The organism is Rhizobium sp. LjRoot254 (assembly GCF_964254105.1).
Taxonomy (GTDB): Bacteria; Pseudomonadota; Alphaproteobacteria; order Rhizobiales; family Rhizobiaceae; genus Rhizobium_E.
In genome coordinates, this window is the sequence record NZ_CAXUSM020000001.1 from 2,195,116 (window position 1) to 2,216,339 (window position 21,224).

A 21,224-nucleotide genomic window follows, 5' to 3' on the forward strand; every position below is an offset into this window, starting at 1 on the left:
AGCGAGCGCTGATTTACCGCGCTTCAAATCCCTGAAATAAAGGTCAAGACCATGGCGTCCCTCCCCGTGCTCGACGATGCTTTCATTCCCGAACTGCCGAACCGCTACAAGGGCAAGGTCCGCGAGAATTACGACCTTCCCGATGGCAGCCGCATCATCATCGCGACGGATCGCATCAGCGCTTTCGATCGCATCCTGGCGGCCATTCCGTTCAAGGGCGCGGTGCTGACCCAGACGGCGCGCCATTGGTTCGAGAAGACCGGCGACATCTGCCCCAATCATGTCATCGCTTACCCGCATCCCAATGTCGTCATCGGCAAGCGGCTGGATATCCTGCCCGTCGAGATCGTCGTCCGCGGCTACCTCGCCGGCACGACATCGACGTCGATCCTCACCAAATACAAGGCCGGCGAGCGCTCGATGTACGGCGTCACGCTGCCCGACGGCATGCGCGACAACGAAAAACTCCCCGAGGCGATCATCACGCCGACGAGCAAGGCCTTCGACGGCGGTCATGATGAACCGCTGTCGCCGGCGGAAATCCTCGACCAGAAGCTTCTGACGTCAGAACAATGGGAAACCGTGTCGCGCCATGCTCTCGGCCTGTTCAAGCGTGGCCAGGAACTCAGTGCCAAAAACGGCCTGATCCTTGCGGACACGAAATACGAATTTGGCACCGACGAGCAGGGCAACATCATTCTCGCCGATGAAATCCACACGCCGGATTCAAGCCGTTTCTGGATCGCCGAGAGTTATGACTCGGCCTTTACCTCAGGCAAACGGCCGCGGAGCTTCGACAAGGACTTCATCCGTTCCTGGGTGGTGGAACGCTGCGACCCCTACAAGGACGACATTCCTGAAATTCCTGCCGAACTGATCGAGCAGACCTCGGACGTCTATATCCAGGCCTACAAGATGATCACCGGCAAGCGGTTCGCACGCGACATGAACCCGGAGCCGCTCAAGGCGATCCGCGAGGCGCTCAAGGTCTATTTCTAGACGATCGTCAAGTCCTCCCTGAGTCGGTCCCTCAGGCATCGGCGCAATCCAAACGTGCCGATTTGTTCCCTTGAGCACAGGGTGTGAGCCAATGTGGTTCGTCGAGTGAATAAGCTCGACGCTCTCCGCGTTCCATTGTGAAACATCCGACGCCGAAAAGCAGAGAAGTAAGGTTAATTTTCCGTCAAAACTTGCAGGAAACTGCATATATGTCAGAGTTTGCTTATGAACGTAGAAGCACCGACATATTCACCGCTCGATCCGAGGCGGGAACATAACGCCAGGCACATCTTCTCGAGTGCGGCGCGCGATCTCATTCTGCAAGCAGTGAGCGCAGGCTGGCGGGAGTCGGAAGCGGCAATGGCATTGGCTGATGCGGCGGACGATTACATCCTGTACCTTGCGCAGAAGCCGACCCGAAAGCTGATGGCTGCCAACTCAAACTGAGACCAGTCAGTACGCAGCGTCAATGATCATTCCGTCATAAGCCGGCTCGATATGATGGGGCGTAGCAAGCCGCACCGTCTCGTAGTCGAGCGGGATATGCATATGGGTCAAGATCGCTTTTTTTGGCTTGATCCGCTCGATCCACTCTATCGCCTGTTCGAGCGACAGGTGGCTGGGGTGCCGGCGATACTGCAGGCAATCGATGACGAGCACATCGAGGTTCTCGAGCCTCGGCAGGCTGAATGCGGGAAAATCGCTGACATCGGTGCAATAGGCAATGTTGCCGATGCGGAAGCCGAGCGAATGGCTGTCGCCGTGATGCTGGTAGATCGGCAGGAACGGAACCGCTCCGCCGGGCCCCTCGACCTCGAACATGCCGTTGATATCATCGATGATCTGCGCCCGGCTGATCGGTGGATACGAACTGCCCTCCGGTGTCTCGAAGCAATATCGAAAGCCTTCGAACACCCGCTCCATTGTCAGCTTGTCGGCCCAGACCGGCATACGATGCTGGTTCTTGTAGACGAAGGATCTGATGTCATCGATGCCGTGCAAGTGGTCGGCATGGGCGTGCGTGAGCACCACGGCATGAAGATCGGTCGCGCCGACCGCGATCATCTGGCTGCGGAAATCCGGCCCGGTATCGATAACCACAGAGGTCTTGTTGCCATCGTCGTCAAATTGCTCAACCAGAACCGACGCCCGCGTGCGGCGGTTTTTCGGATTGGACGGATCGCAATCGCCCCAGTCGCCGGTGATCCGCGGCACGCCGGGGGAAGAGCCGCAGCCCAGGATGGTGAAGCGGCGTTTTCCCATCAGGCCGCCAGCCTCGGCATCTTCGAGAAGCAACGGAAGGCGTTTTCAGTGGTGATGTCGGCGATCTCGTCCTCGCTGACGCCGATCGTCTCGGCCAGGACCTGTGCCGTGTTCACCACATAGGAGGGCTCGTTGCGTTTCCCGCGCCATTTCTTCGGCGCGAGATAGGGCGCGTCGGTTTCCACCAGCAGACGGTCGCGCGGCACGGATTTGGCGATCTCGCGGATATCGTCGGATTTCGGGAAGGTCAGGATGCCCGAGAACGAGACATAGCCGCCGAGTTCGACTCCAACCCGGGCCAGTTCAGCGCCCGAGGAGAAACAATGAAGCAGGAAGGGAAAGGCGCCATTGGCTGCCTCCTCCCTCAGGATCGAGATCATGTCGTCGTCGGCGGCGCGGGCATGGATGACCAGCGGCAGGCCGGTTATGCGGGCAGCTGCGGCATGCCGGCGAAGGCCCTTGGCCTGTATTTCCGGCGGTGCATAGTCGTAGAAATAATCGAGCCCGGCCTCACCGATCGCCACGCATTTCGGATGCTGTGACAGCTCGACGAGTTCCTCGGTCGTGATATCGGGCTCTTCATGCGCATTGTTGGGATGAACGCCCACAGAGCAATAAACCTGCTCGTAGGCCTCCGCCAGCGCCTTGATCTGGTCGAACTTCGCAACGCGGGTCGAGATGGTGATCATCTGCTTGACGCCCGCATCGAGCGCACGCTGGATGATCTCGTCCCGCTCTTCGGCGAAATCCTTGAAATCGAGATGGCAATGGGTATCGATCAGCATTCCGGCCGCTACTCCTTGGGCGGATAGTACTTCGGGAAGACCGGCTCGGGCTTGTCGAGCGTGATGCCACCCTTCAAGCGCCCCGCCTCGCCAAGATGCGCGAAGTTCCGCTCTTCGGCAGGAATCTTCAACTGATCCAGCAGCTTGGACGCAGACGCTGGGACGAACGGCTGCAGCAGGATGCCGATCTGGCGCACGACCTCTACCGTTACGTAAAGCACGGTCGCCATGCGTGCAACGTCACCGCTCTTCGCCAACGCCCAAGGCGCTTGTACTGCGAAATAGCCGTTGGCTTCCGACGACAGCGCGAATATCTGCTGGGTCACCTTGTGGATCTGCTGCCTGTCCATCTCGGTGCGGCAGGCCTCGATCACCGCATCGGCCGATGCGATGATCGCTCTGTCCTCATCGGTCAGCGGCCCCGGTGCCGGCAGCACGCCGTCGAGATTCTTGGCGATCATCGATAGCGAACGCTGCGCCAGGTTGCCGATATTATCCGCGAGATCGGCATTGATGCGGTTGGCGATCGCCTCCTCGGAATAGGAGCCGTCCTGACCGAAGGAAACCTCGCGCAGTAAGAAGTGCCTGACCTGGTCGACGCCGAAATGCTTCACGAGATCGAAGGGATCGACGACATTGCCGACCGATTTCGACATCTTCTCGCCCTTGTTGAGCAGGAAGCCGTGAGCGAAGACGCGCTTCGGCAGCGGGAGGCCAGCCGACATCAGGAAGGCCGGCCAGTAGACTGCGTGAAAGCGGATGATGTCCTTGCCGATGATATGCGTCGCCGGCCAGAACTTCCAGCGCGGATCATCCGTATTGGGGTAGCCAGCGCCGGTGATGTAGTTGGTCAGCGCATCAACCCAGACATACATGACGTGCTTGGTGTCATCAGGCACCGGGATACCCCAGTCGAAGGTCGTGCGCGAAATCGACAGGTCCTTGAGACCTGACTTGACGAAGGACAGTACCTCATTGCGGCGCTCGTCCGGCCCGATGAAATCCGGATGGCTGTCGTAATAGTCGAGCAGTTTCTGCTGATAGTTGGAGAGACGGAAGAAATAGCTCTCCTCCTCGACCCATTCCACAGGCGTGCCTTGCGGTCCGTAGCGCACGCCATCGGCGCGAACTTCGGTTTCCTCTTCCTGGTAGAAGGCCTCGTCGCGTACCGAATACCAGCCGGCATAGCTGTCCTTGTAGATGTCACTCGCGTCGGCCATCTTGATCCAGAGATTCTGGACGGACTTGTAGTGACGCGGCTGGGTCGTGCGGATGAAATCGTCGTTGGACGCATTGAGCAGCGTCGTCATGCTCTCGAATTCGGCCGCATTCCGGTCGGCGAGCTCGATCGGCGCGATCCCCGCAGCCTTCGCCGTCTGCTGCATCTTCTGGCCGTGTTCGTCGGTGCCTGTCAGGAACAGCACTTCGCGCCCGTCGAGCCGCTGGAAGCGCGCCAGCGCATCGGTCGCGATCAGTTCGTAGGCGTGCCCGATATGCGGACGTCCGTTAGGATAGGAGATCGCGGTGGTGATATAGAAGGGCGAGGTATCTTTCATGCGCTTGGAAAGCCTTGATGCGGAACGGTTGTGAGGCGGCTTCTACCGCATGTTTCCGCGCGGGGAAACATCAACTTTGCCGGCCTCCGCCGATTTCTGCCGCATTGCGCCATCCACAGCGGCAACAATCCGCGACACCCGGCTTGCTTGACTTCCGCACCCCTCACCTATATCGCCCTTCGCTGGTCTGTCAGGGGATCGGATTTTGGATTTATTGAGCTCGTTGAACCCGCTCTATTCTATCTCGGGGCTTCTGGTTGGAATTCTGGTGGGGATAACGGGCGTCGGCGGCGGCTCGCTGATGACGCCGTTGCTCGTCATCCTGTTCAATGTCCATCCCGCCACCGCGGTCGGCACCGATCTCCTCTATGCCGCGATCACCAAGTCGGCGGGCACGGCGGTTCACAGTCGCAACAAGACGGTCAACTGGAATATCGTCGGCGCGCTGGCGCTCGGCAGCATCCCGGCCGCCGTGATTACGTTGTATTTCATGTCGGGCATCGACCGGAAAAGCATCGGCGCCGTGTCCTTCCTCACCAATGCACTCGGCTGGATGCTGTTCCTGACGGCCTTCCTGCTGCTGTTTCGCAAGCAGATCGTCGATTGGGTGGCAAACTACCGGCGCCACCACAAACCCATCGAACCACGCACTATCGTCATCGGCACGTTCGTATTGGGCCTTCTGCTCGGCGTCCTCGTGACGCTCACCTCGGTCGGTGCGGGTGCGCTCGGCGTCACCGTGCTGCTGATGCTCTATCCGCGCCTTGAAATCCGCGATGTCGTCGGCTCGGATATCGTGCACGCGGTGCCGCTGACGCTGGTCGGCGGCCTGGGCTACTGGGCGATCGGCGAGATCGACTGGGCGATGCTCGTCTCGCTGCTCATCGGCTCAATCCCCGGCATCATCATTGGAAGCCAGGTGGCGCCAAAGATGCCGGATCGGGTGATCAGGCCGATCCTCGCCTGCACGCTGGCGCTCGTCGCGCTCAAGCTTGTGACGTCATAGTTTTTCAGCGAGATCGCCGATCAGGCTGATCACCGTCTGCTTGCGCTCAAGATTATAGGCATCGGCGGTATTGATCCGCTCCGTGAGCGACGAATGCAGTTCCGACAGCTGGAACGCGCGGTTGACATTACCCGCCACGGCGGCCTGCCGGGCCTGGAATGAGATATGCTGCGTGGCATGGTCGATGAAGAAGCCGTAGAGCGTGTCGTTGCCCTTCGCCGCCACGGCATCCGCAAGCTTGTGGATCGCCTTGCGCTGCTGAGGTCCGCGTGCTGCCAGCACCGAGTCGAAGGCCTCGATGATTTCAAGCCCGCCATAGTTCACCAGCTTGATCGCCTGCGCGACACTACCATCGGCAGCATCCAGCGCCTTGCGTTCCAGTTGCGGCGCGATCGACAGGCCGAGATGACCGAGCGCCTGCTTTAAATCATCCTCGCCCAGTGGCCGCAGCACCAGCGGCATGCAGCGCGAGCGGATGGTCGGCAGCAGCTTGCCGGGCGCATGCGAGAGCACCATGAACATCGACCGCTTCGGCGGCTCCTCGAGGATCTTGAGGATGGCGTTGGCCGCGCTGCGATTGAGCTCGTCGGCGGTATCGATGACCACGATCCGCCAGCTTTCGGTGCCCGATGTCTGGCCGAAGAATTTCCCGGCGCGCCGCACTTCATCGACGGTGATCGCGGTCTTGAGCTTGCCTGATTTGGCATCCACCGGCCGCGCGAGATGCAGCAGATTGTGCGAGGCACCGGCCGCGATCTGCCGGAAAGCAGGCGCCTGGGGGTCGGGATCCGAGATCGTCTCCGGCGCCTCGGTCGCAACTGGATATTTCAGCACATGGTTGGCGAAGCGGAAGGCCAGCGTTGCCTTGCCGATCCCCTCGGGGCCTTCGATCAGAACGGCGTGATGCCCCTTGCCGGAGCGATAGGACTGGGCAAGGAAGTCCTCGGCTTCTGAGTGGCCGAACAGGCGCGTATTCTCTGCCGGCGATATCGCACCGTCGAGAAGCGTGGTTTCCGTCTCCGCACTCACGCGCTACCGGTCTCTCTGACCCGCGAAGACTGGATCGGAAGCAGCGGCTCGACGACGGCAAAGACCTTCTCGGCGATCTCCTCTGGAGTGCCGGCCGCGTCCACCACCCGGCAGCGCAAGGGATCGGCTGCGGCGATATCGAGGAACGCCTCGCGGCGCTTCTCGTGCGTGTCGAGTTCCTCCCGCTCGAAGCGGTCGAGAGCCTGCTCCTGGCCGGACTCGCCGGCCCGCAGCTTGGCACGCTTCAGTCCATCGGCGGCCGGGATATCCAGAATGATGGTGCAATCGGGCGTGACGCCGTTGACCGCGATCCGCTCGAGATTCTGCACGAAGGCCGGCTCCAGATTGCCGGTGATGCCCTGATAGACCCGGGAGGAATCCATGAAACGGTCGCACAGGACAACGGCTCCACTTTTCAGTGCAGGCCGGATGATCTCCTCGACATGGTCGTTACGCGCAGCGGCGAACAGCAAGGCTTCCATGCGCGTGCCATATTCCTCGGCGGCACCAGACAGGATGACGTGCCGTATCGCTTCAGCGCCCGGCGAGCCGCCCGGCTCACGCGTCACCAGCACGTCGATCCCCTTGCGCCGGAGACGATCCGCGAGGAGCCGGATCTGGGTACTCTTGCCGGTACCCTCCCCGCCCTCGAATGTCACGAATAGACCCTGTCGCCGCACCGAAAATTCCCGTTCACTCGTCTTATCGTACAATGTAATGAGCCGGAGCCTCAAAGCCAGAAGAAAAGCAGTTCCTTCAAGCCGTCATAAGCCTTGCTGGTCAGCGTGCCGGTTCCGATATCGCCCGACGCATAGACGGGCATGGTGCGAACCGGACGTTCTCCGAGCGAGATGATCAGCGAGCCGACCTCCTGACCACTCTTTACAGGCGCCTTCAGCGGCCATCTATAGGCGATTCTTGCCCGAATTCTGTCCGCGTTGTCCACCGGCACGAAAATATCGATATCGGAAATCGCCTTCAGCGCAACATGGCTGGCATCGCCACCAAAGACCGGCGCGTCCGCGATCGTTTCGCCGGCCTTGAACACGATCTGCTTGTGGAAGGAGGTCAGCCCCCATTCCAGCACCCGCTTGGTCTCTTCGTTGCGTTCCTTGTCCGACTTCAGCCCGCCCATCGCGAGAAACAGCCTGGTGCCGTTGCGCTGGATCGTCGCCAGCACGGCAAAACCGTAATCCTCGGCAAAGCCGGTCGCCATGCCGTCAATGCCGGTATTCTGCTGGACGAGCGTATTCTTGTTGCGCTGGAAGATCTTGTTCCACTCGAAGGCGTCTTGCGAATAGAGCTTGAAATATTGCGGATATTCAATGCGGATGTGGCGCGCCAGCAGTACCAGTTCCCGCATCGTCATCTTGTTGCCGGGATTGGGCAGACCGTTCGAATTGACGAAGACGGATTTCTCGAGCCCGATCGCCCGCGCCCGCGCAGTCAGCGCCTCGGCGAATTTCTCCTCCGATCCCGCCATGCCCTCGGCGAGAATGATGCAGCCGTCATTGGCGAGCTGGACGATCACGCCCTGCAGGAGATCGATGACCCTGATATTGGAATTGAGCGCCGCGAACATAGTCGACGTGCGCGACAGCGCGCCACCTGTCCGCCAGGCATATTCGGATACCTTGTATTCGGTATTCTCCGAGATCTTGCCTGTCTTGATTTCGCTGAAGACATATTCGGCCGTCATCAGCTTCATCAGCGAGGCCGGCGGAAACAGCTCGTCCTCGCCACGGGAAAAAAGCACCGTTCCCGTCGATTCCTCGATCAGATAGATTTGCCGCGCCTTTGGATCGAACGGGGCGGCCTGCTGGGCATACGAAGGTGCGGCCAGTGCCAGAAACACCGCGCAAAGTGTAGCTATCAGTTTGTTGTAACGCCGCACTATCGATTCCGGTCTATTGCAGACACTTCATAATGGATCGAAAGTCTTTTTGCTACAAGAGCGCGAGGGTTCAGAACATCGTGTTCTTGCGGCGCTTGACCGAGGCGCGGATGCTTTCGGCGTCAAGCTCGCCCCTGGCGGTCAGCACCTTGTCGAACGGGCTCGAAGACGTCTCGACCGGCATTTCGGCATAGGCCGAAAGCGCGCCGTTATTCGGCTCGTAGTTCATCGGCCGCTCGCGCGGGATGGGCCCGAATTCCGGCAGCTCGGCATATTGCTCCATCACGTCGAAGCTGGCGACGACGGCGCTCTTTGGACTGTCCACCAGTGCAGTGGTCGTCGCGCTGTAGTCGACGCCGTCATCCGAGTGCGTGTCCTTCGGTATCCTGACGCGCTTCTCGTTCGACGCCACCATGACGCCGGTCGCGATCTCACCGCCCGGTTTGAAACGCTTGAGCCGTTCGCCCTTGCGCACGAAGGACGCCATCAGCAACGGCATGTCCTTGCCGTCCATCCTGGCTCGACCGACATACTGAACGCGGACCTTGGCCGTGCCCTTGTTCTGTACTTCCAGCATCTCGGCCGCTTTGTCGGAGAGGTCGATGATCCGGCCGGGATGATAGGGGCCGCGGTCATTGACCCGGACGACGACGGAATCGCCGTTTTCGAGATTGGTCACGCGCGCATAGCTCGGCAGCGGGAATGTCGGGTGGGCTGCCGAGAGACCATACTGATCGTAGATCTCACCATTGGCGGTCAGGCGCCCGTGAAAGGCCGAACCGTACCACGATGCAAGCCCCATCTTGTCGTATCTCTTGTCTTCCTTGGGAACGTACCATTTGCCCTTGACCTTGTAGGGCTTGCCGGTGATGTCGCGCCCGCCACCCTTGGGCACGTTGCGGCCGTAATGGACACGGGGCGAGGCCTTGACGCCATATTCGCTTTCGGCGAAATATTCCTTCGAACGTTTCTTGCGGACGGTCGTGTGATCCTTGGTCGAGGCGCAGGACGCAACTGTCGCGCAGACCACCGCAAAGGCTAGAAACCTGGACGCCCTGCCCCAGAATCGATCATCCCCTGATAACGCCATTACGCTCTACGCCACTGAATTTCTTATTATTAGACACCCGTCCCGGCAAACCGCGCCCGAGCACCATCATCATTAACCACGTCGCCTGAAACCATGCCAACAACAGGGCAGAATTGCGAACGATTTCCGTGGATTGCGCTGTCTTTCGCGAACTATGGTTTGCGAAAGGTTAACATCGCAGCATGTGCCAAGCCGGCACGGATCGGCGACCTACGAACCCTTGCCTGAAGGCTCAATGTTAGCGCTCGTTCATCTTCTGTTAAGCAAGAGGGTGTGAAGTGGCGGCACACCACAAGCCACAAGGGCCATTCCGGAGAGCAGAAATGAAGAAACTGATTGCCGGCGGCATTGCCGCCCTTATCGCCACCGCTTCCCTCGCGACATCAGCCAATGCCGGCGTCGTCATCAAGTACAAGTCCGGCTGGCGCCGCCCGGCCGCCGTGGTCGTCGTCCGTCCGCGCGTTCGCGTCTACTCGCCCCGCGTCGTCATCGGCAGCGGTTGCGTCGTCAAGAAGCGCGTCAACGCCTGGGGCGAGGTCGTCAAGAAGCGCTATTGTTGATTGCCGGTCGGCAATGATGGAAGTTTAGTAAAGGCGGCCCCTGGGACCGCCTTTTCTACTGGGCAACCTTCATCGTTGACGCCGTTTCGAAAACTGCTAAAAGCTGCCGCTCACGGATGGGTGTCCGAGTGGTTTAAGGAACCGGTCTTGAAAACCGGCGTGCGGGAAACCGTACCGTGGGTTCGAATCCCACCCCATCCGCCAACACTCTTGTGAATACCCGTGACCCTCGCCTCGCTCGATGCCGCTTTGCCCGAAGGGCACAATTAATTCCGAGCAATTGAGCCCTCTACCAAGTGCAAGAGACCGCTCACAACTGTATCGACTATGAGGTCCGAACTCACGGTAGTGCGTCATAGACCTTGCTCCAATCATTTTTCATGTCGATGAGGATCCAGCCGCGCTGATTGGCTTCGGTCATAGCCTTGTCGAGCTTGCCGAAATGCGTCTCGCGGTCGTAGGCGTATTCTCTTACCTCATCGGTGTGGTGGACAATGACACCCAGCCTTGGCCCATCGCCTGCCGTGGCCCACCGCAGCATTTCGTAATCGCCGTCCGAATTACCGGCGACGAAGATCGGACGGCGGCCGATGATGGCATTGATGCCGACCGGCTTGCCTGGGCCATCATCGATGAAATCGACCTTGGGCTCGCGCATCAGGATCGGCTTGTCGTCTTTCAACATATACTTCGTCGCGATCCGGCTGCCGATCACCTGTTCGGGTGGTATGCCGTACATTTTCTCGGTCATCGGTCGCATGAATTCGACGCCACCCCCTGAAACGATGTACGTCTTGAAGCCGTTGGCGCGCAGGTAATCCAGAAGTTCGCGCATCGGCACGAAGGTCAGTTCGGAATAGGGCCGCTTGAATTTCGGGTGGCGCGCGCTGGCGAACCAGTCGGTAACAATAGCGTTGAATTCGTCGGTGGTCATGCCGCCATGTGTTTCCATCGCGAGTTCGACGATGCCCTTCTCTCCGCTCGCGGCCAACCCTTGCATGTCACCGGCGAGGACGGATTTGAAAGGCTCGTTTTCCTTCCATTCAGGATGCTGGGGGGCGAGCGCCTTGACGCGGTCGAGTATGAAGGCAAACTGGAAATAGACCGGGTGCTCGGTCCACAATGTGCCGTCATTATCGAAGACGGCGATGCGATCCTCGACAGCCACGAATTTCGGTCCGCCTTCGTGAGTCACTGCCTGGACGAAATCGACGATCGCCTGTCTTGTCGCTCCGTCCTTCCAGGATGGAAGCACTTGTTGGGCGGCCGCCATCGTCGATGTCAGCAGAAGCATTGCGGTAACGAGAAGAGTCGAGAAACGATTGGAAACCCGGTAGTGTCGCTGCATTGCAGCCTCCTCTAACGCTGGTTATTCGTCCTTCGTACACAACGAAAGCCGACATGGCTGGTGGAAGTATCGTCGGGTTCTGCATGGCGGGCAGCCGGTCGATAGCGCCTGCAGTAGTTTGGTGCGCACAAATGCGAGCCGCCCTTCAGCACGCGGCGAGTGATGCGGATATCCGGAAGTCGCGGATCGTAGCTCGCATCCGCCGGGCCGCCACGCGGATTGCTCGGAATGCAACAGGACTTTGCCGCCGGCGCGGGATGGCGTGTCGACCAGTAATCGCTGGTCCATTCCCAGACATTGCCGATCATGTCGTAGAGGCCATAGCCGTTGGGCGGAAAGCTTCTCACGGCTGACGTGCGCTCGGTGCCCTGCGGCTTCAAGCTCAGGTGCGGAAAGGTCCCCAGCCAGGTATTCGCAAAGCGCTCGCCACCAGGTGTGAATTCTTCGCCCCAAGCAAACTCGGCACCGTCCAATCCACCCCGCGCGGCAAATTCCCATTCCGCCTCGGTGGGAAGGTCCATGCCCGCCCATTCGGCATAGGCCAGCGCGTCCGCATAGGCGACATGGATGACGGGATGATCAAGCTTGCCCCTGATGTCGCTGCGCGGTCCCAGCGGATGACGCCAGTCCGCCCCGAATTTGAATGACCACCATTGACGGATGTCGCTGGACGTGAGCGCAAGCTTGGGAGGCGTGAACACCAGCGATCCGGCCCGCAACATTTCGGGTAGGGCGCCGGGATAGTCTTCCGCATTCGGGACCTTTTCGGCCAGGGTAACATGTCCGGTCGCTTGCACGAAGTCCGCGAACTGCCTGTTGGTTACCGGGGCCACGTCAATCCAGAAGCCATCGACCGACACCTGATGTGCCGGGGCTTCTTCAGGATAGTGATCATTGGACCCCATCAGGAATGTACCGCCGGGAATCCAGACGAGGTCGCGTTCCACAGAGGAACTGCTTTCATGTATAGCATGTACTTTTGATCGATTTTCCACTGGACCGTCCATAGTTGGTTCTCGCACCACAACTGGGAATTTGATTGCCGTCGCCCATTCGAGAGACTGTATTGTCACCGCCTGTTTCTCACGGGTTTAGAGGTGGCAAGACGCCGCCGGTCTTACCTGCATGCCTAACATTCAGATTGGCGGCGTAGCGCGCCGCCGGCAGGTGGCGGGCAAGTTGGGCCATCGCTTGGGCATATTGCATATGCTCGCCGCCCCTGAACAGGGTTTCCTCGAATCTTGCCAGCGCTGCGTGCAATTCGCCGTCGGGGAACCGCGCCGCCCAATCAGATATCGAGCGAAAACCAAGCCGCACTGCCCAGGCGTCGAGCGCGCGCCAGGCAAGCAGTGGCTCCTTGCCCGAAAGCGCAGTCTCGACTTTGTGGAAGTAGGCAGATTCGGATTCCGCTCGACGGCGACCTGCCTTTTCCCAACGCAACCTCAGGCGCTCGATCAGATAGTAGGCAGGAACGAACAGCAAAAGTGCAAGCAACCCACGCAGGGCCGTCGACAGGAGCATTCTGTTGACCTCCCGGCGGTTCGCCTCGCGATCTGCCGCAGGCGCCGTTCCAGCGGCAATGACCTGCGCCGAAGCCGGGTTTTCCGTCGCCACGATCTTGATCGCTGGGGCTTCTGTAACTTCAATCTTGCCGGATGTCGGATCGAACCATCTCACATCGACGGGAGGAAGAATGATCTCCCCGGCCTTCTCCGCAACGTAAGTCACGGATTCAATTCTTTGTGCGGCGTTCGGAGCGTCATCGTCCGAGCCTGCCGTCCGGAGTTCTGGATCCGCGCGATAAATCTTGATGCCGGGCGGTTGCGCAAATTCCGGCACGGGGATCATCATGGGCTGGGTATCGTCGGCGCGGATGGTGATCAGTCGTACCAGTGCATCGCCTGTTTTCATTGTCGAAGGGTCCCGGTCGAGCTGCTGATCGATCGCCACCTCGCTGGATACAAGTGGAATTTGGCCCTCCCAATCACCCGGTACGGCGCCCACAGCGAACTCAACAGCGGGCGGGGTTACGATGCCCTCTGTCGTAGCTCCGTCGTCATTCGCGTAAGCAACGGGGATGGTGATACTGGGCAGGCGGAGGTCGCCCGGTTGCTCCGCCATCACCATGTAACTCTTGCGAATGCCGGAAAATTCGTCGTCACCGACCGATTCCACCATGTTGCTCGAGCGCTGGTCCGGCAGAGACACGATCGCATCCTTGATGGTGAAAAGCGGAAACTCCGGCGCCCCCTTGAAGAAGTTGGGGACATAGACGTCGATCGCGATCTCGATCTGCTGGCCCGCCACCAGCCTTCCCTTTGTCAGCACCTCGGAGCGCGCGAAAGGTTCGGCTGCGTGGAGCGCGGCCGGAAAGCTGAAAAGCAACAGGGCGGCGAAACGCAACGCCGTCATTTTTTCGCTCCCTTGGCTTCGATCGAGAATTTGCGGGCAAGGAGATCGGTCGGGCTCACGACAATGTTCTTCATCCAGAGTTCGGAGGTCTGCTGGGCGAGTTCGACCGCGCCGAGCTTGCCCTTCTTGCCCTTGTCGTCGAACTGGATCTCGTCAGGCTTATCGTTCGGGTCCTGCGGGTCCTCTTCCTCGTTCTCCTTTTCCTTTTTTGCAAGTTCCTTGGCAATTGCCAGGTTAGCCTTCGCCTCGTGCCATTCCTTGTGCTTGCCGAGCGCACGTGTGTAGGACGCTATCGCCTCGTTATACTTCTTGAGGAACAGCAGCGCGTTCCCCTGGTTGAAGTCGCTGTCCGCACTTTGCACTTGTGCGAAGGCGTCAATGGCCTCGGCATACTTGCCGGCGCGATAGAAGGAAGTGCCCCGCCACATCTGATCATGGAACAGGGCTGCCGCGCCGGCAAAATCACCGCTGTCAAAGGCCTGCCGGCCCTGCTGATCGGAGGTCAGGAAGGCATCGACAACATTCCAGTCCGCGGCTTGAGCATTGTCCACGGACACGGCCAGATGGGCGGCCAAGATCATGCCAGCCCATCGGATCACCCATCCCTTCCGGAAGAACAACGCGGCGAGTGGTATCAGGAGAAATGTAATCCACCAGCCCATGTCCTTCCACCGGCTGTCGCCCTCCGCGATCTGTTGATGAAAATGCGTCTGGATGCGTTCTCCGATCCACCCGATATCACGATCGTCGGCGCTGATGGTCGCGACATCCGCATTGCTCTCACGTTTCAACCGGTTGAAGTTTGCGACATCCAGCTTCGGGAACAAGCGGGCGCCGCTGCTATCGCTTTGGAACCGGCCATCCGGGGTTTTCACGGGTCCGCCTTCCGGCGTGCCGACACCGAGAACAACGACACCATTCTTGCTGCTCGCCTTCAACGCAGCGAACGCACTGTCATCGACTGTATCGGTGAACACGAGAATGGTGCCTGGTTCTCCGTCATCGGCAAGGATCTTCCCAGCGAGCGTCAGGGCTTGTGACATCGATCGCCCTTCATTCGGCATGATGCGTGTCTCCAGCGCATCGACATAGGTGTCGATGAGTCCCGCATCGTCCGTGAGCGGCAGCACCATATGCGCCGAGCCGGAATAGGCGATCAGTGCAGTGCGTGCGCCTTTGCGCTGCGCGACGACGTCGTGGATCTTCAGTTTGATGCGTTCAAGTCTCGAGGGTGTCACGTCGACCGCATCCATGGTGGGCGACAGGTCGACGGCGACGACCAAAGTCGCGTTGTCGGCGACAAACGGAGGGCGCTCCCTCTGCCGGGTAGGGCCGGCGACTGCGATCGATCCGATCGCAATCAGCAGGGCGGCGAGATGGTAGGGTCGAAAGCGGCTGTCCTGCGTTCCCGGGATCAAGAGATGGTCAAGCAGATGCGGTGCGATCATGTCACGCCAGCGCGAACGGATATCATTACGCCGTGATCCGATGATCAAGAGTGCCGCGACGAAGACAAGGCCGAGCAGCCACCATGGCCTGAGGAAGTGGAAATCCCAGATCATGTCGTAGCCTCCGCAGTGGCCTGACGCGATGGAACGGACTGCGCGCTCATGTTCGCCGCAAGCCGGTTGATTATTATGAACAGGATTGCAAGCACGACAACTGCGCCGAGAGGATAGGGGTAGAGTTCGATGCGCGGTCGCCAGGAAAGCACTTTCTGGTTGGCCGGCGTGATGCTGTCGAGCGTCGCGTAGATATCCGCGAGTCCCTTCTGGTCACTGCCAAGGAAGAAGCGGCCGCCCGTCGTATCCGCGATTGCCTGCAGGTTTTTCGTATCGAGACGGTTCTCGCCAGTCGCCTTCTCGTCGCCGATGCCGACCGCATGAATGGTGATGCCCTTCTGCTTGGCTATGTCGGCGGCCTTGTCAGGCGGCATCTTGCTGGCGGTGTCGTTGCCATCGGTCAACAGGATCAGGACCTTGTCCGGCGCCGCGGATTTATCGAACATCTTGATGGAAAGACCGATGGAGTCGCCCAATGCGGTGCGCGGCCCTGCCATGCCGGGAACCGTGTCGGAAATCATCGTTTGGACCGTCCGATGATCCATCGTGAAAGGCACCAGCGGATAGGGCGCGTCGCCGAATGCGATGAGGCCGATGCGGTCGCCGGACCGTTTTGCGACGAAATCGGCCACTACCCTGCGAACTGCCGCTATGCGTGTCTCGACCTGGCCTCCGACACCGGGGAAATCCCTCGTGTCCATCGATTGGGAGAGGTCCATCGACAGCATCAGGTCGCGCTGCGGTTCGGTCTTTTCGAGCGGCGGCTCGACATATTGCGGCCGCGCCAGCGCCAGGACGAGCAGGCTCCATCCGATGACAACGGCGATCGTCTGGATCAGTGATCGCCTTCTGACCAGCGAGCCGGTGCCGGGTTCTATGCCCGAAGCCTCGGTGACTTCTCGAAAAAAAGGAAGTCGCACCGACGCGGATTCCTCTCTGTGCGGCGGCAAGACCCACCAGACGAGCAACGGCAGGGGCAACAATATGAGGAGCCACGGCAGGTCAAGCAGGTACATGATGATCCTCGATCCATCTTCTGGCGGCTTCGAGCAGGCGGGCGCGCTCATCCGGTGTTCGCGTAATGTCGGATCGATACTCGCGCTCATCGACCAGCCCGGCCAGCGCGTCGCCTCCTGTTCCATGCCGCTTGAGGAACGCGGCCCAATCGCCACCGCTCAATCCGGCGACATCCTCTCGCGGCCAAGCGGCAAGTGCCGTGCGTTTGAGAAGCTCAGCCAGTTCCTGGTCAAAACGCGCTGGCCCGCCTTGTATCATGCTGTGTTCGGACAGCGTTTCCAGTTCCACCAGCGCCTCGCGGCGATATCGGTTGGCCTGCCAGCGGCGGATCCATCGCCATAGACCGAGAGCGATAAGCATGGCGAAGATCACGGCAAGCGCCGCCCAGCCCCAGGTCTGCGGCATATAGGAGACGGGTGGAGGCACGACAATGTCGTTCAACGACTTCAATGCAGCTTCGGTGGAGCTATCGATCATGCCGCTTGCCGCCATGTCACCGTCTCCGTTGTTGCCAGGCGGCCTGCTGCAAGAGCAGGCGGAGTTGCGGTGCTGTCGCCTCGGCGGAGGAAAGTGGAAGCATGGGCAGCCCAAGTTCACGTTGCCAGGCCCCCAGATCCCGGCCGCGATTGGTGGCGAAGTCGCGTATCGCCCTCTGCATCCCGGCATCGCGGAAAGAGAGTTCGGCCTGGGTGCGCCCGCCGCTGATCACCATCTGCCCCGACGCAGGCAGGTTCAGCAGGAAGGGATCATAGACAAGGATGGAGATGACATCGTTGGCAACCGCAAGCCGAAGCATCAGGTCGCGCGTCACGGCGCTGTGGCCGTCGAAATCGCTGATCACAACGATAAGGTGGTCATGATGGGCCAGGTTCGCGACCAGCGACAGCACCTTGTCCAATTGACCGACGCCGCGCTCCTCGGGAAGATTGACATTCAGTGCCTGGTTCTTCGCGGCAATCCGGTCGCAGAGCCCGATTACGGCGGCGCGGCTTCGATGCGGCTTGACGTTGTCTATTTCGGTATCGTTGAAGACGATGCCGCCGACGCGGTCGCCGGAACCGAGGATGCGCCAGGCGCAAAGTGCCGCCGACTCGGCTGCCGAAACGGACTTCAGCAGGAGCCTGCTTCCGAAGAACATGTTGGCGCGCTGGTCGACGACGATCAGGGCCGGCCGCTCCTTCTCCTCGTCATAGATGCGAACCGCCGGCTTTCCGGTGCGTGCCGTCACCCGCCAGTCGATCGAGCGGATATCATCGCCCGGCAGGTATTCGCGGACTTCTTCGAAGATCAGGCCGCGTCCGCGGATACGCGACGCAAGACGGCCGGCGAGCATTTGCTGCACGGGCTTCTTGGCGACAAAACTTATGTCGCGCGCGGAACCCTCGAGTTGGACCAGATGCTGGGTCGATGTGTAGACACCCTCCAACGGTTCCGTTCCAACCAGGTTTTTCGATGACGCTGCCATTCGTGCACCCTCATGACACAGCGACAAGGCTGACGATGCGGTCGATCACCTGATCTGCAGTGGTGTTGGAGGCGTGCGCCTCGTAGGACAATATGAGGCGGTGGCGGAAGACATCGTTGATCACGGCCTTCACATCATCCGGACTGACATAGTCGCGGCCCTTGAGCCACGCATAGGCGCGCGACACCTTGTCCGCGCCGATGGCGCCGCGCGGGCTGACTCCCACCTGCAGCAGGTTTGCGAGATCCTTGTCGAGTTTCTCCGGATATCGCGTCGCGAACACCAGTGCGACGATATACTTCTCGACCGGCTCCGAAACCGTGATTCCCGAAATTTCCTTGCGTGCCTGAAACACTGCCGCCGGATCGAGTCTTGAGGGTTCTCCGCTACTGGTTGTCTGCTTGGCGTCCTGCTCCTCGCTGCGCACGAGCCGCATGATGGCGGTTTCCGACGGCTCATCGGGATAGGTCACTTCGACATGCATGAGGAAGCGATCCAGTTGAGCTTCGGGAAGCGGATAAGTGCCTTCCTGTTCGATCGGGTTCTGGGTCGCCATCACCATGAAAAGATCGGGCAGCTTGTAGCTCTTGCCACCAACAGTGACCTGCCGTTCCTCCATTGCCTCCAGAAGCGCGGCCTGCACTTTTGCCGGGGCCCGATTGACCTCGTCGGCAAGGATGAGGTTGGCGAAGACCGGACCCTGCTGGAATTTGAATTCGCCCTTGCCGCCCTCGCTATAGTAGATGTCGGAGCCGGTAATATCTGCCGGCAGCAAATCCGGCGTGAATTGGATGCGGGAGAGTTCGGCCTCGAGGTTCTTCGCCAGTGCCTTGATTGCGCGCGTCTTGGCCAGTCCGGGCAGGCCTTCGACGAGGATATGACCATTGGCCAACAGGCCGAGCAGAAGCCTCTCGATCATCTCTTCCTGGCCGACAATGGATTTCCCCATCCGTTTGCCGAGTGCAAGGATATCGTCGCGTATGCTCATTTGCGGCCTCGCCATGAAGCGGTTGGAGAAGGCGTGAGGGCGTGCGTCCCGCGGCAGTGCTTCACGGATCGCTGGTCACCCCGCCCTATAGAAGCGTGATATCCGGCGGGAGGGCGCAGACGCCCCCTCCCGCCTGAGGTATTTATTGCGGCATCAGGCGCTGCTCGAGCTCGCCAAGCTTCTTGAGTGCCGCCTGCTGCTGCAGCCAGCCATAGCCGATGCCACTGGCATTGAGCGTGCTGCCGGACTGGAAGGGATACTGATCGAAGTCTGCGAACAGTTCCTTGATCTTGCCCTGTATCGGCACCAGCAGCCACATGTTGCGGCCGAGGAATTCCATGGCGCCACCACCTTCCTCCAGACCTTTTTCGTAAGGATCCATGCGCAGGTTGGTGATCATCGCCCAACTGGTAACCTCGCGGGTTGCAGTGGCGATATTCCCTTCGCTTGCCTGGGCAAAAGCCAACTTCCAGTCGTTCCAGCGGATGGCGTTCAGGTTGCCGCCCTGGTCGAAATAATAGACGACTTCGCGCGGTGGCTTATCCGTCTCGCCCTTCAGGAGCCCCGTCAGGTCGTAGCCGTCGAGATGCACCTTGAAGGTCTTCTTCGTGCCCTGGAAACCCGTCTTCATCTGCTCCTTGACATCGGGAACGCCGACGGCAGTGGCGAATGTCGGCAGCCAGTCCATCAACGCGACCGGTTCGTTGATCTCGGTGCCCGGCTTTACGACGCCTGGCCAGCGGATCATCATCGGGATCCGGAAGCCGCCTTCCCAGGTCGTGCCTTTCTCGCCATGGAACATGGTCATGGCGCCGTCGGGCCACAGCGCGAGTTCCGCCCCGTTGTCGGTGGTGTAAAGCACGATCGTGTTGTCGGCGATGCCGAGATCGTCGAGTTGCTTGAGGAGTTCGCCGACATGGCCGTCATGCTCCACCATGCCGTCGGCGTGGATGCCCTTGCCGGTCTTGCCCATCGATTCCTTCTTCAGGTGGGTGAAGATGTGCATGCGGGTGGAATTGAACCAGACGAAGAACGGCTTGTCCGCCTTGGCTTGGCGATCGATGAAATCCTTGGCCGCACCGAGGAATTCCTCATCGACTGTCGGCATGCGTTTGGTGTTCAGCGGCCCCGTATCCTCGATCTTGCCGTCGGCGGTAGACTTGATGACGCCGCGGGGGCCATATTGCTTCCTGAACTCGGCGTCCTTGGGATAGAAATAGCCCTCCGGCTCTTCCTCGGCGTTGAGGTGATAGAGATTGCCGAAGAACTCGTCGAAGCCATGGTTGGTTGGCAAATGTTCGTCACGGTCGCCAAGATGGTTCTTGCCGAACTGGCCTGTCGCATAGCCCTTGCTCTTCATGACATCGGCGATCGTCGGCATCCAGTCCTGGATACCATGCGGATCGCCCGGCATGCCGATCGTCAGAAGGCCGGTGCGGAACGGCTCCTGGCCCAGAATGAAGCTGGCGCGGCCAGCCGTGCAGCTCTGCTGTCCATAGGCATCGGTGAAAATCGCGCCTTCCTTGGCGATGCGATCGATGTTGGGCGTACGATACCCCATCAGGCCCATCGTATAGGCGCTGATCTGCGGGATACCGATGTCGTCGCCGAAGATGACGAGGATGTTCGGCTTTTTTCCGGTGCTCGTCGCGGGCTGTTCCTGGGCGACAGCAGTGCTGACACTAGCCGCACCGCCCGCTGCCGCGGCGGCTGCCGCAAGCACCGTCCCTCCTAGCAGGAGTTCTCGGCGGTTTATGCTGACGGACTTGTTCGCCTCTTGCGACGTGTCGAGATCCCGGGGGCTCATGGTCTACTCCTCGATCAAAAAAGAATGTAAAGATTCAAGTTTGGTAATCGCGCTAAGGTCCGAGCGGCTCGACCGACGTCGCCACGCTGGTTGATCCTACAGCGGCGAAGCTCCGCTTGAAGTACGTTACGGTTACGCAACCGTAACATCGGCAACGCCTGCGGCTTTCCTTTCGGGGACCTTGTTGTTGCTCTTCGCCAATCCCTTGATCGCGCGGGTCTTGGCGAGGCCCGGCAGGCCGTCGACGAGAATGTGTCCGTTGGCCAGCAGGCCGAGCAGCAGCCGCGCCATCATCGCCTCCTGGCCGATCATGGATTCGCCCATCCCGTTTGCCGAGTGCAAGAATGTCTTCGCGTGTTGACATGATTTTTCAGTGGGCAACTGGTTCGAAGATGAGCCGCGCCACGGCAGGAACATCAGGCTCCGCTGCCGGCGGCATGCCG

General features: G+C 60.1%; 20 protein-coding genes, 1 tRNA gene and 1 pseudogene. 5 read left to right on the top strand and 17 right to left on the bottom strand.

Annotated elements, in window-relative coordinates:
- The first annotated feature begins 51 nt into the window (after nt 1-51).
- Both ACSQ26_RS10770 and ACSQ26_RS10775 read left to right on the top strand, forming a co-directional pair.
- Nucleotides 52-999 (top strand): phosphoribosylaminoimidazolesuccinocarboxamide synthase, encoded by a 948-nt coding sequence (locus ACSQ26_RS10770; RefSeq protein WP_436008588.1) that lies wholly within the window; start codon nt 52-54, stop codon nt 997-999.
- Between the two features lie 225 nt (nt 1,000-1,224).
- Nucleotides 1,225-1,446 carry a hypothetical protein gene (locus tag ACSQ26_RS10775; RefSeq protein ID WP_436008590.1) on the top strand — a complete coding sequence of 74 codons (222 nt, stop codon included), beginning with the start codon at nt 1,225-1,227 and terminating at the stop codon, nt 1,444-1,446.
- Between the two features lie 6 nt (nt 1,447-1,452).
- Here ACSQ26_RS10775 and ACSQ26_RS10780 read toward each other — a convergent pair whose 3' ends face one another.
- The 3 genes from ACSQ26_RS10780 to metG are packed head-to-tail and all read right to left on the bottom strand — an operon-like array spanning nt 1,453 to nt 4,603.
- Nucleotides 1,453-2,262, bottom strand: coding sequence for an MBL fold metallo-hydrolase (locus tag ACSQ26_RS10780; protein ID WP_436015201.1), 810 nt, complete (start codon nt 2,260-2,262; stop codon nt 1,453-1,455).
- The gene (locus ACSQ26_RS10785) at nt 2,262-3,047 is read right to left on the bottom strand and encodes a TatD family hydrolase (RefSeq protein WP_436008592.1); all 786 of its coding nucleotides are present in this window, start codon (nt 3,045-3,047) and stop codon (nt 2,262-2,264) included. Before ACSQ26_RS10785 ends, ACSQ26_RS10780 begins: the two co-directional genes overlap by 1 nt.
- Nucleotides 3,048-3,055: 8 nt before the next feature.
- Nucleotides 3,056-4,603, bottom strand: a complete 1,548-nt coding sequence (metG, locus tag ACSQ26_RS10790) for a methionine--tRNA ligase (protein ID WP_436008594.1) — start codon at nt 4,601-4,603, stop codon at nt 3,056-3,058.
- A 205-nt stretch (nt 4,604-4,808) separates the two neighbouring features.
- Here metG and ACSQ26_RS10795 point away from each other — a divergent pair, with 205 nt between their 5' ends.
- Nucleotides 4,809-5,609, top strand: coding sequence for a sulfite exporter TauE/SafE family protein (locus ACSQ26_RS10795; RefSeq protein WP_436008596.1), 801 nt, complete (start codon nt 4,809-4,811; stop codon nt 5,607-5,609).
- Here ACSQ26_RS10795 and ACSQ26_RS10800 read toward each other — a convergent pair.
- The 4 genes from ACSQ26_RS10800 to ACSQ26_RS10815 all read right to left on the bottom strand — a co-directional run bounded on the left by ACSQ26_RS10800 (nt 5,604) and on the right by ACSQ26_RS10815 (nt 9,622).
- Nucleotides 5,604-6,638, bottom strand: a complete 1,035-nt coding sequence (locus ACSQ26_RS10800; protein ID WP_436008598.1) for a DNA polymerase III subunit delta' — start codon at nt 6,636-6,638, stop codon at nt 5,604-5,606. The genes ACSQ26_RS10795 and ACSQ26_RS10800 overlap by 6 nt on opposite strands.
- Complete coding sequence (gene tmk / locus ACSQ26_RS10805; protein ID WP_436008600.1) at nt 6,635-7,318, bottom strand: dTMP kinase; 684 nt, start codon at nt 7,316-7,318, stop codon at nt 6,635-6,637. The genes ACSQ26_RS10800 and tmk overlap by 4 nt, the downstream gene beginning before the upstream one ends.
- 50 nt (nt 7,319-7,368) lie before the next feature.
- A complete protein-coding gene (locus tag ACSQ26_RS10810) occupies nt 7,369-8,535 on the bottom strand; it encodes a D-alanyl-D-alanine carboxypeptidase family protein (RefSeq protein ID WP_436015203.1) in 1,167 nt (388 codons plus the stop codon).
- 67 nt (nt 8,536-8,602) lie between these two features.
- Nucleotides 8,603-9,622, bottom strand: coding sequence for a septal ring lytic transglycosylase RlpA family protein (locus tag ACSQ26_RS10815; RefSeq protein WP_436008602.1), 1,020 nt, complete (start codon nt 9,620-9,622; stop codon nt 8,603-8,605).
- Nucleotides 9,623-9,945: 323 nt separating this feature from the next.
- On the opposite strand from ACSQ26_RS10815, the gene ACSQ26_RS10820 reads away from it, so the two are divergent.
- Nucleotides 9,946-10,182, top strand: coding sequence for a hypothetical protein (locus ACSQ26_RS10820; protein WP_436008604.1), 237 nt, complete (start codon nt 9,946-9,948; stop codon nt 10,180-10,182).
- Between the two features lie 114 nt (nt 10,183-10,296).
- Nucleotides 10,297-10,386, top strand: a tRNA-Ser gene (locus ACSQ26_RS10825).
- A gap of 136 nt (nt 10,387-10,522) precedes the next feature.
- Here the strand turns inward: ACSQ26_RS10825 and ACSQ26_RS10830 are convergent.
- The 10 genes and pseudogenes from ACSQ26_RS10830 to ACSQ26_RS10875 form a co-directional block, all read right to left on the bottom strand.
- Entirely contained in the window at nt 10,523-11,476 is a 954-nt protein-coding gene (locus tag ACSQ26_RS10830) for an HAD family hydrolase (RefSeq protein WP_436015205.1), read from the bottom strand.
- Between the two features lie 65 nt (nt 11,477-11,541).
- The gene (locus ACSQ26_RS10835) at nt 11,542-12,477 is read right to left on the bottom strand and encodes a formylglycine-generating enzyme family protein (RefSeq protein ID WP_436008606.1); all 936 of its coding nucleotides are present in this window, start codon (nt 12,475-12,477) and stop codon (nt 11,542-11,544) included.
- A gap of 136 nt (nt 12,478-12,613) precedes the next feature.
- On the bottom strand, nt 12,614-13,942 hold the full coding sequence (locus ACSQ26_RS10840; RefSeq protein WP_436008608.1) for a hypothetical protein: 1,329 nt from the start codon (nt 13,940-13,942) through the stop codon (nt 12,614-12,616).
- A complete protein-coding gene (locus ACSQ26_RS10845) occupies nt 13,939-15,504 on the bottom strand; it encodes a vWA domain-containing protein (protein WP_436008610.1) in 1,566 nt (521 codons plus the stop codon). The genes ACSQ26_RS10840 and ACSQ26_RS10845 overlap by 4 nt, the downstream gene beginning before the upstream one ends.
- The gene (locus ACSQ26_RS10850) at nt 15,501-16,520 is read right to left on the bottom strand and encodes a vWA domain-containing protein (protein ID WP_436008612.1); all 1,020 of its coding nucleotides are present in this window, start codon (nt 16,518-16,520) and stop codon (nt 15,501-15,503) included. Before ACSQ26_RS10850 ends, ACSQ26_RS10845 begins: the two co-directional genes overlap by 4 nt.
- Nucleotides 16,507-17,013, bottom strand: a complete 507-nt coding sequence (locus ACSQ26_RS10855) for a DUF4381 domain-containing protein (RefSeq protein ID WP_436008614.1) — start codon at nt 17,011-17,013, stop codon at nt 16,507-16,509. The genes ACSQ26_RS10850 and ACSQ26_RS10855 overlap by 14 nt, the downstream gene beginning before the upstream one ends.
- A gap of 1 nt (nt 17,014) precedes the next feature.
- Nucleotides 17,015-17,986 carry a DUF58 domain-containing protein gene (locus ACSQ26_RS10860; RefSeq protein ID WP_436008616.1) on the bottom strand — a complete coding sequence of 324 codons (972 nt, stop codon included), beginning with the start codon at nt 17,984-17,986 and terminating at the stop codon, nt 17,015-17,017.
- A 10-nt stretch (nt 17,987-17,996) separates the two neighbouring features.
- Nucleotides 17,997-18,974, bottom strand: coding sequence for an AAA family ATPase (locus ACSQ26_RS10865; protein WP_436008618.1), 978 nt, complete (start codon nt 18,972-18,974; stop codon nt 17,997-17,999).
- Between the two features lie 142 nt (nt 18,975-19,116).
- Complete coding sequence (locus ACSQ26_RS10870) at nt 19,117-20,781, bottom strand: arylsulfatase (RefSeq protein WP_436008620.1); 1,665 nt, start codon at nt 20,779-20,781, stop codon at nt 19,117-19,119.
- 189 nt (nt 20,782-20,970) lie between these two features.
- A pseudogene (locus tag ACSQ26_RS10875) lies at nt 20,971-21,145 on the bottom strand (AAA family ATPase); the annotation flags it as partial.
- Between the last annotated feature and the right edge of the window lie 79 nt (nt 21,146-21,224).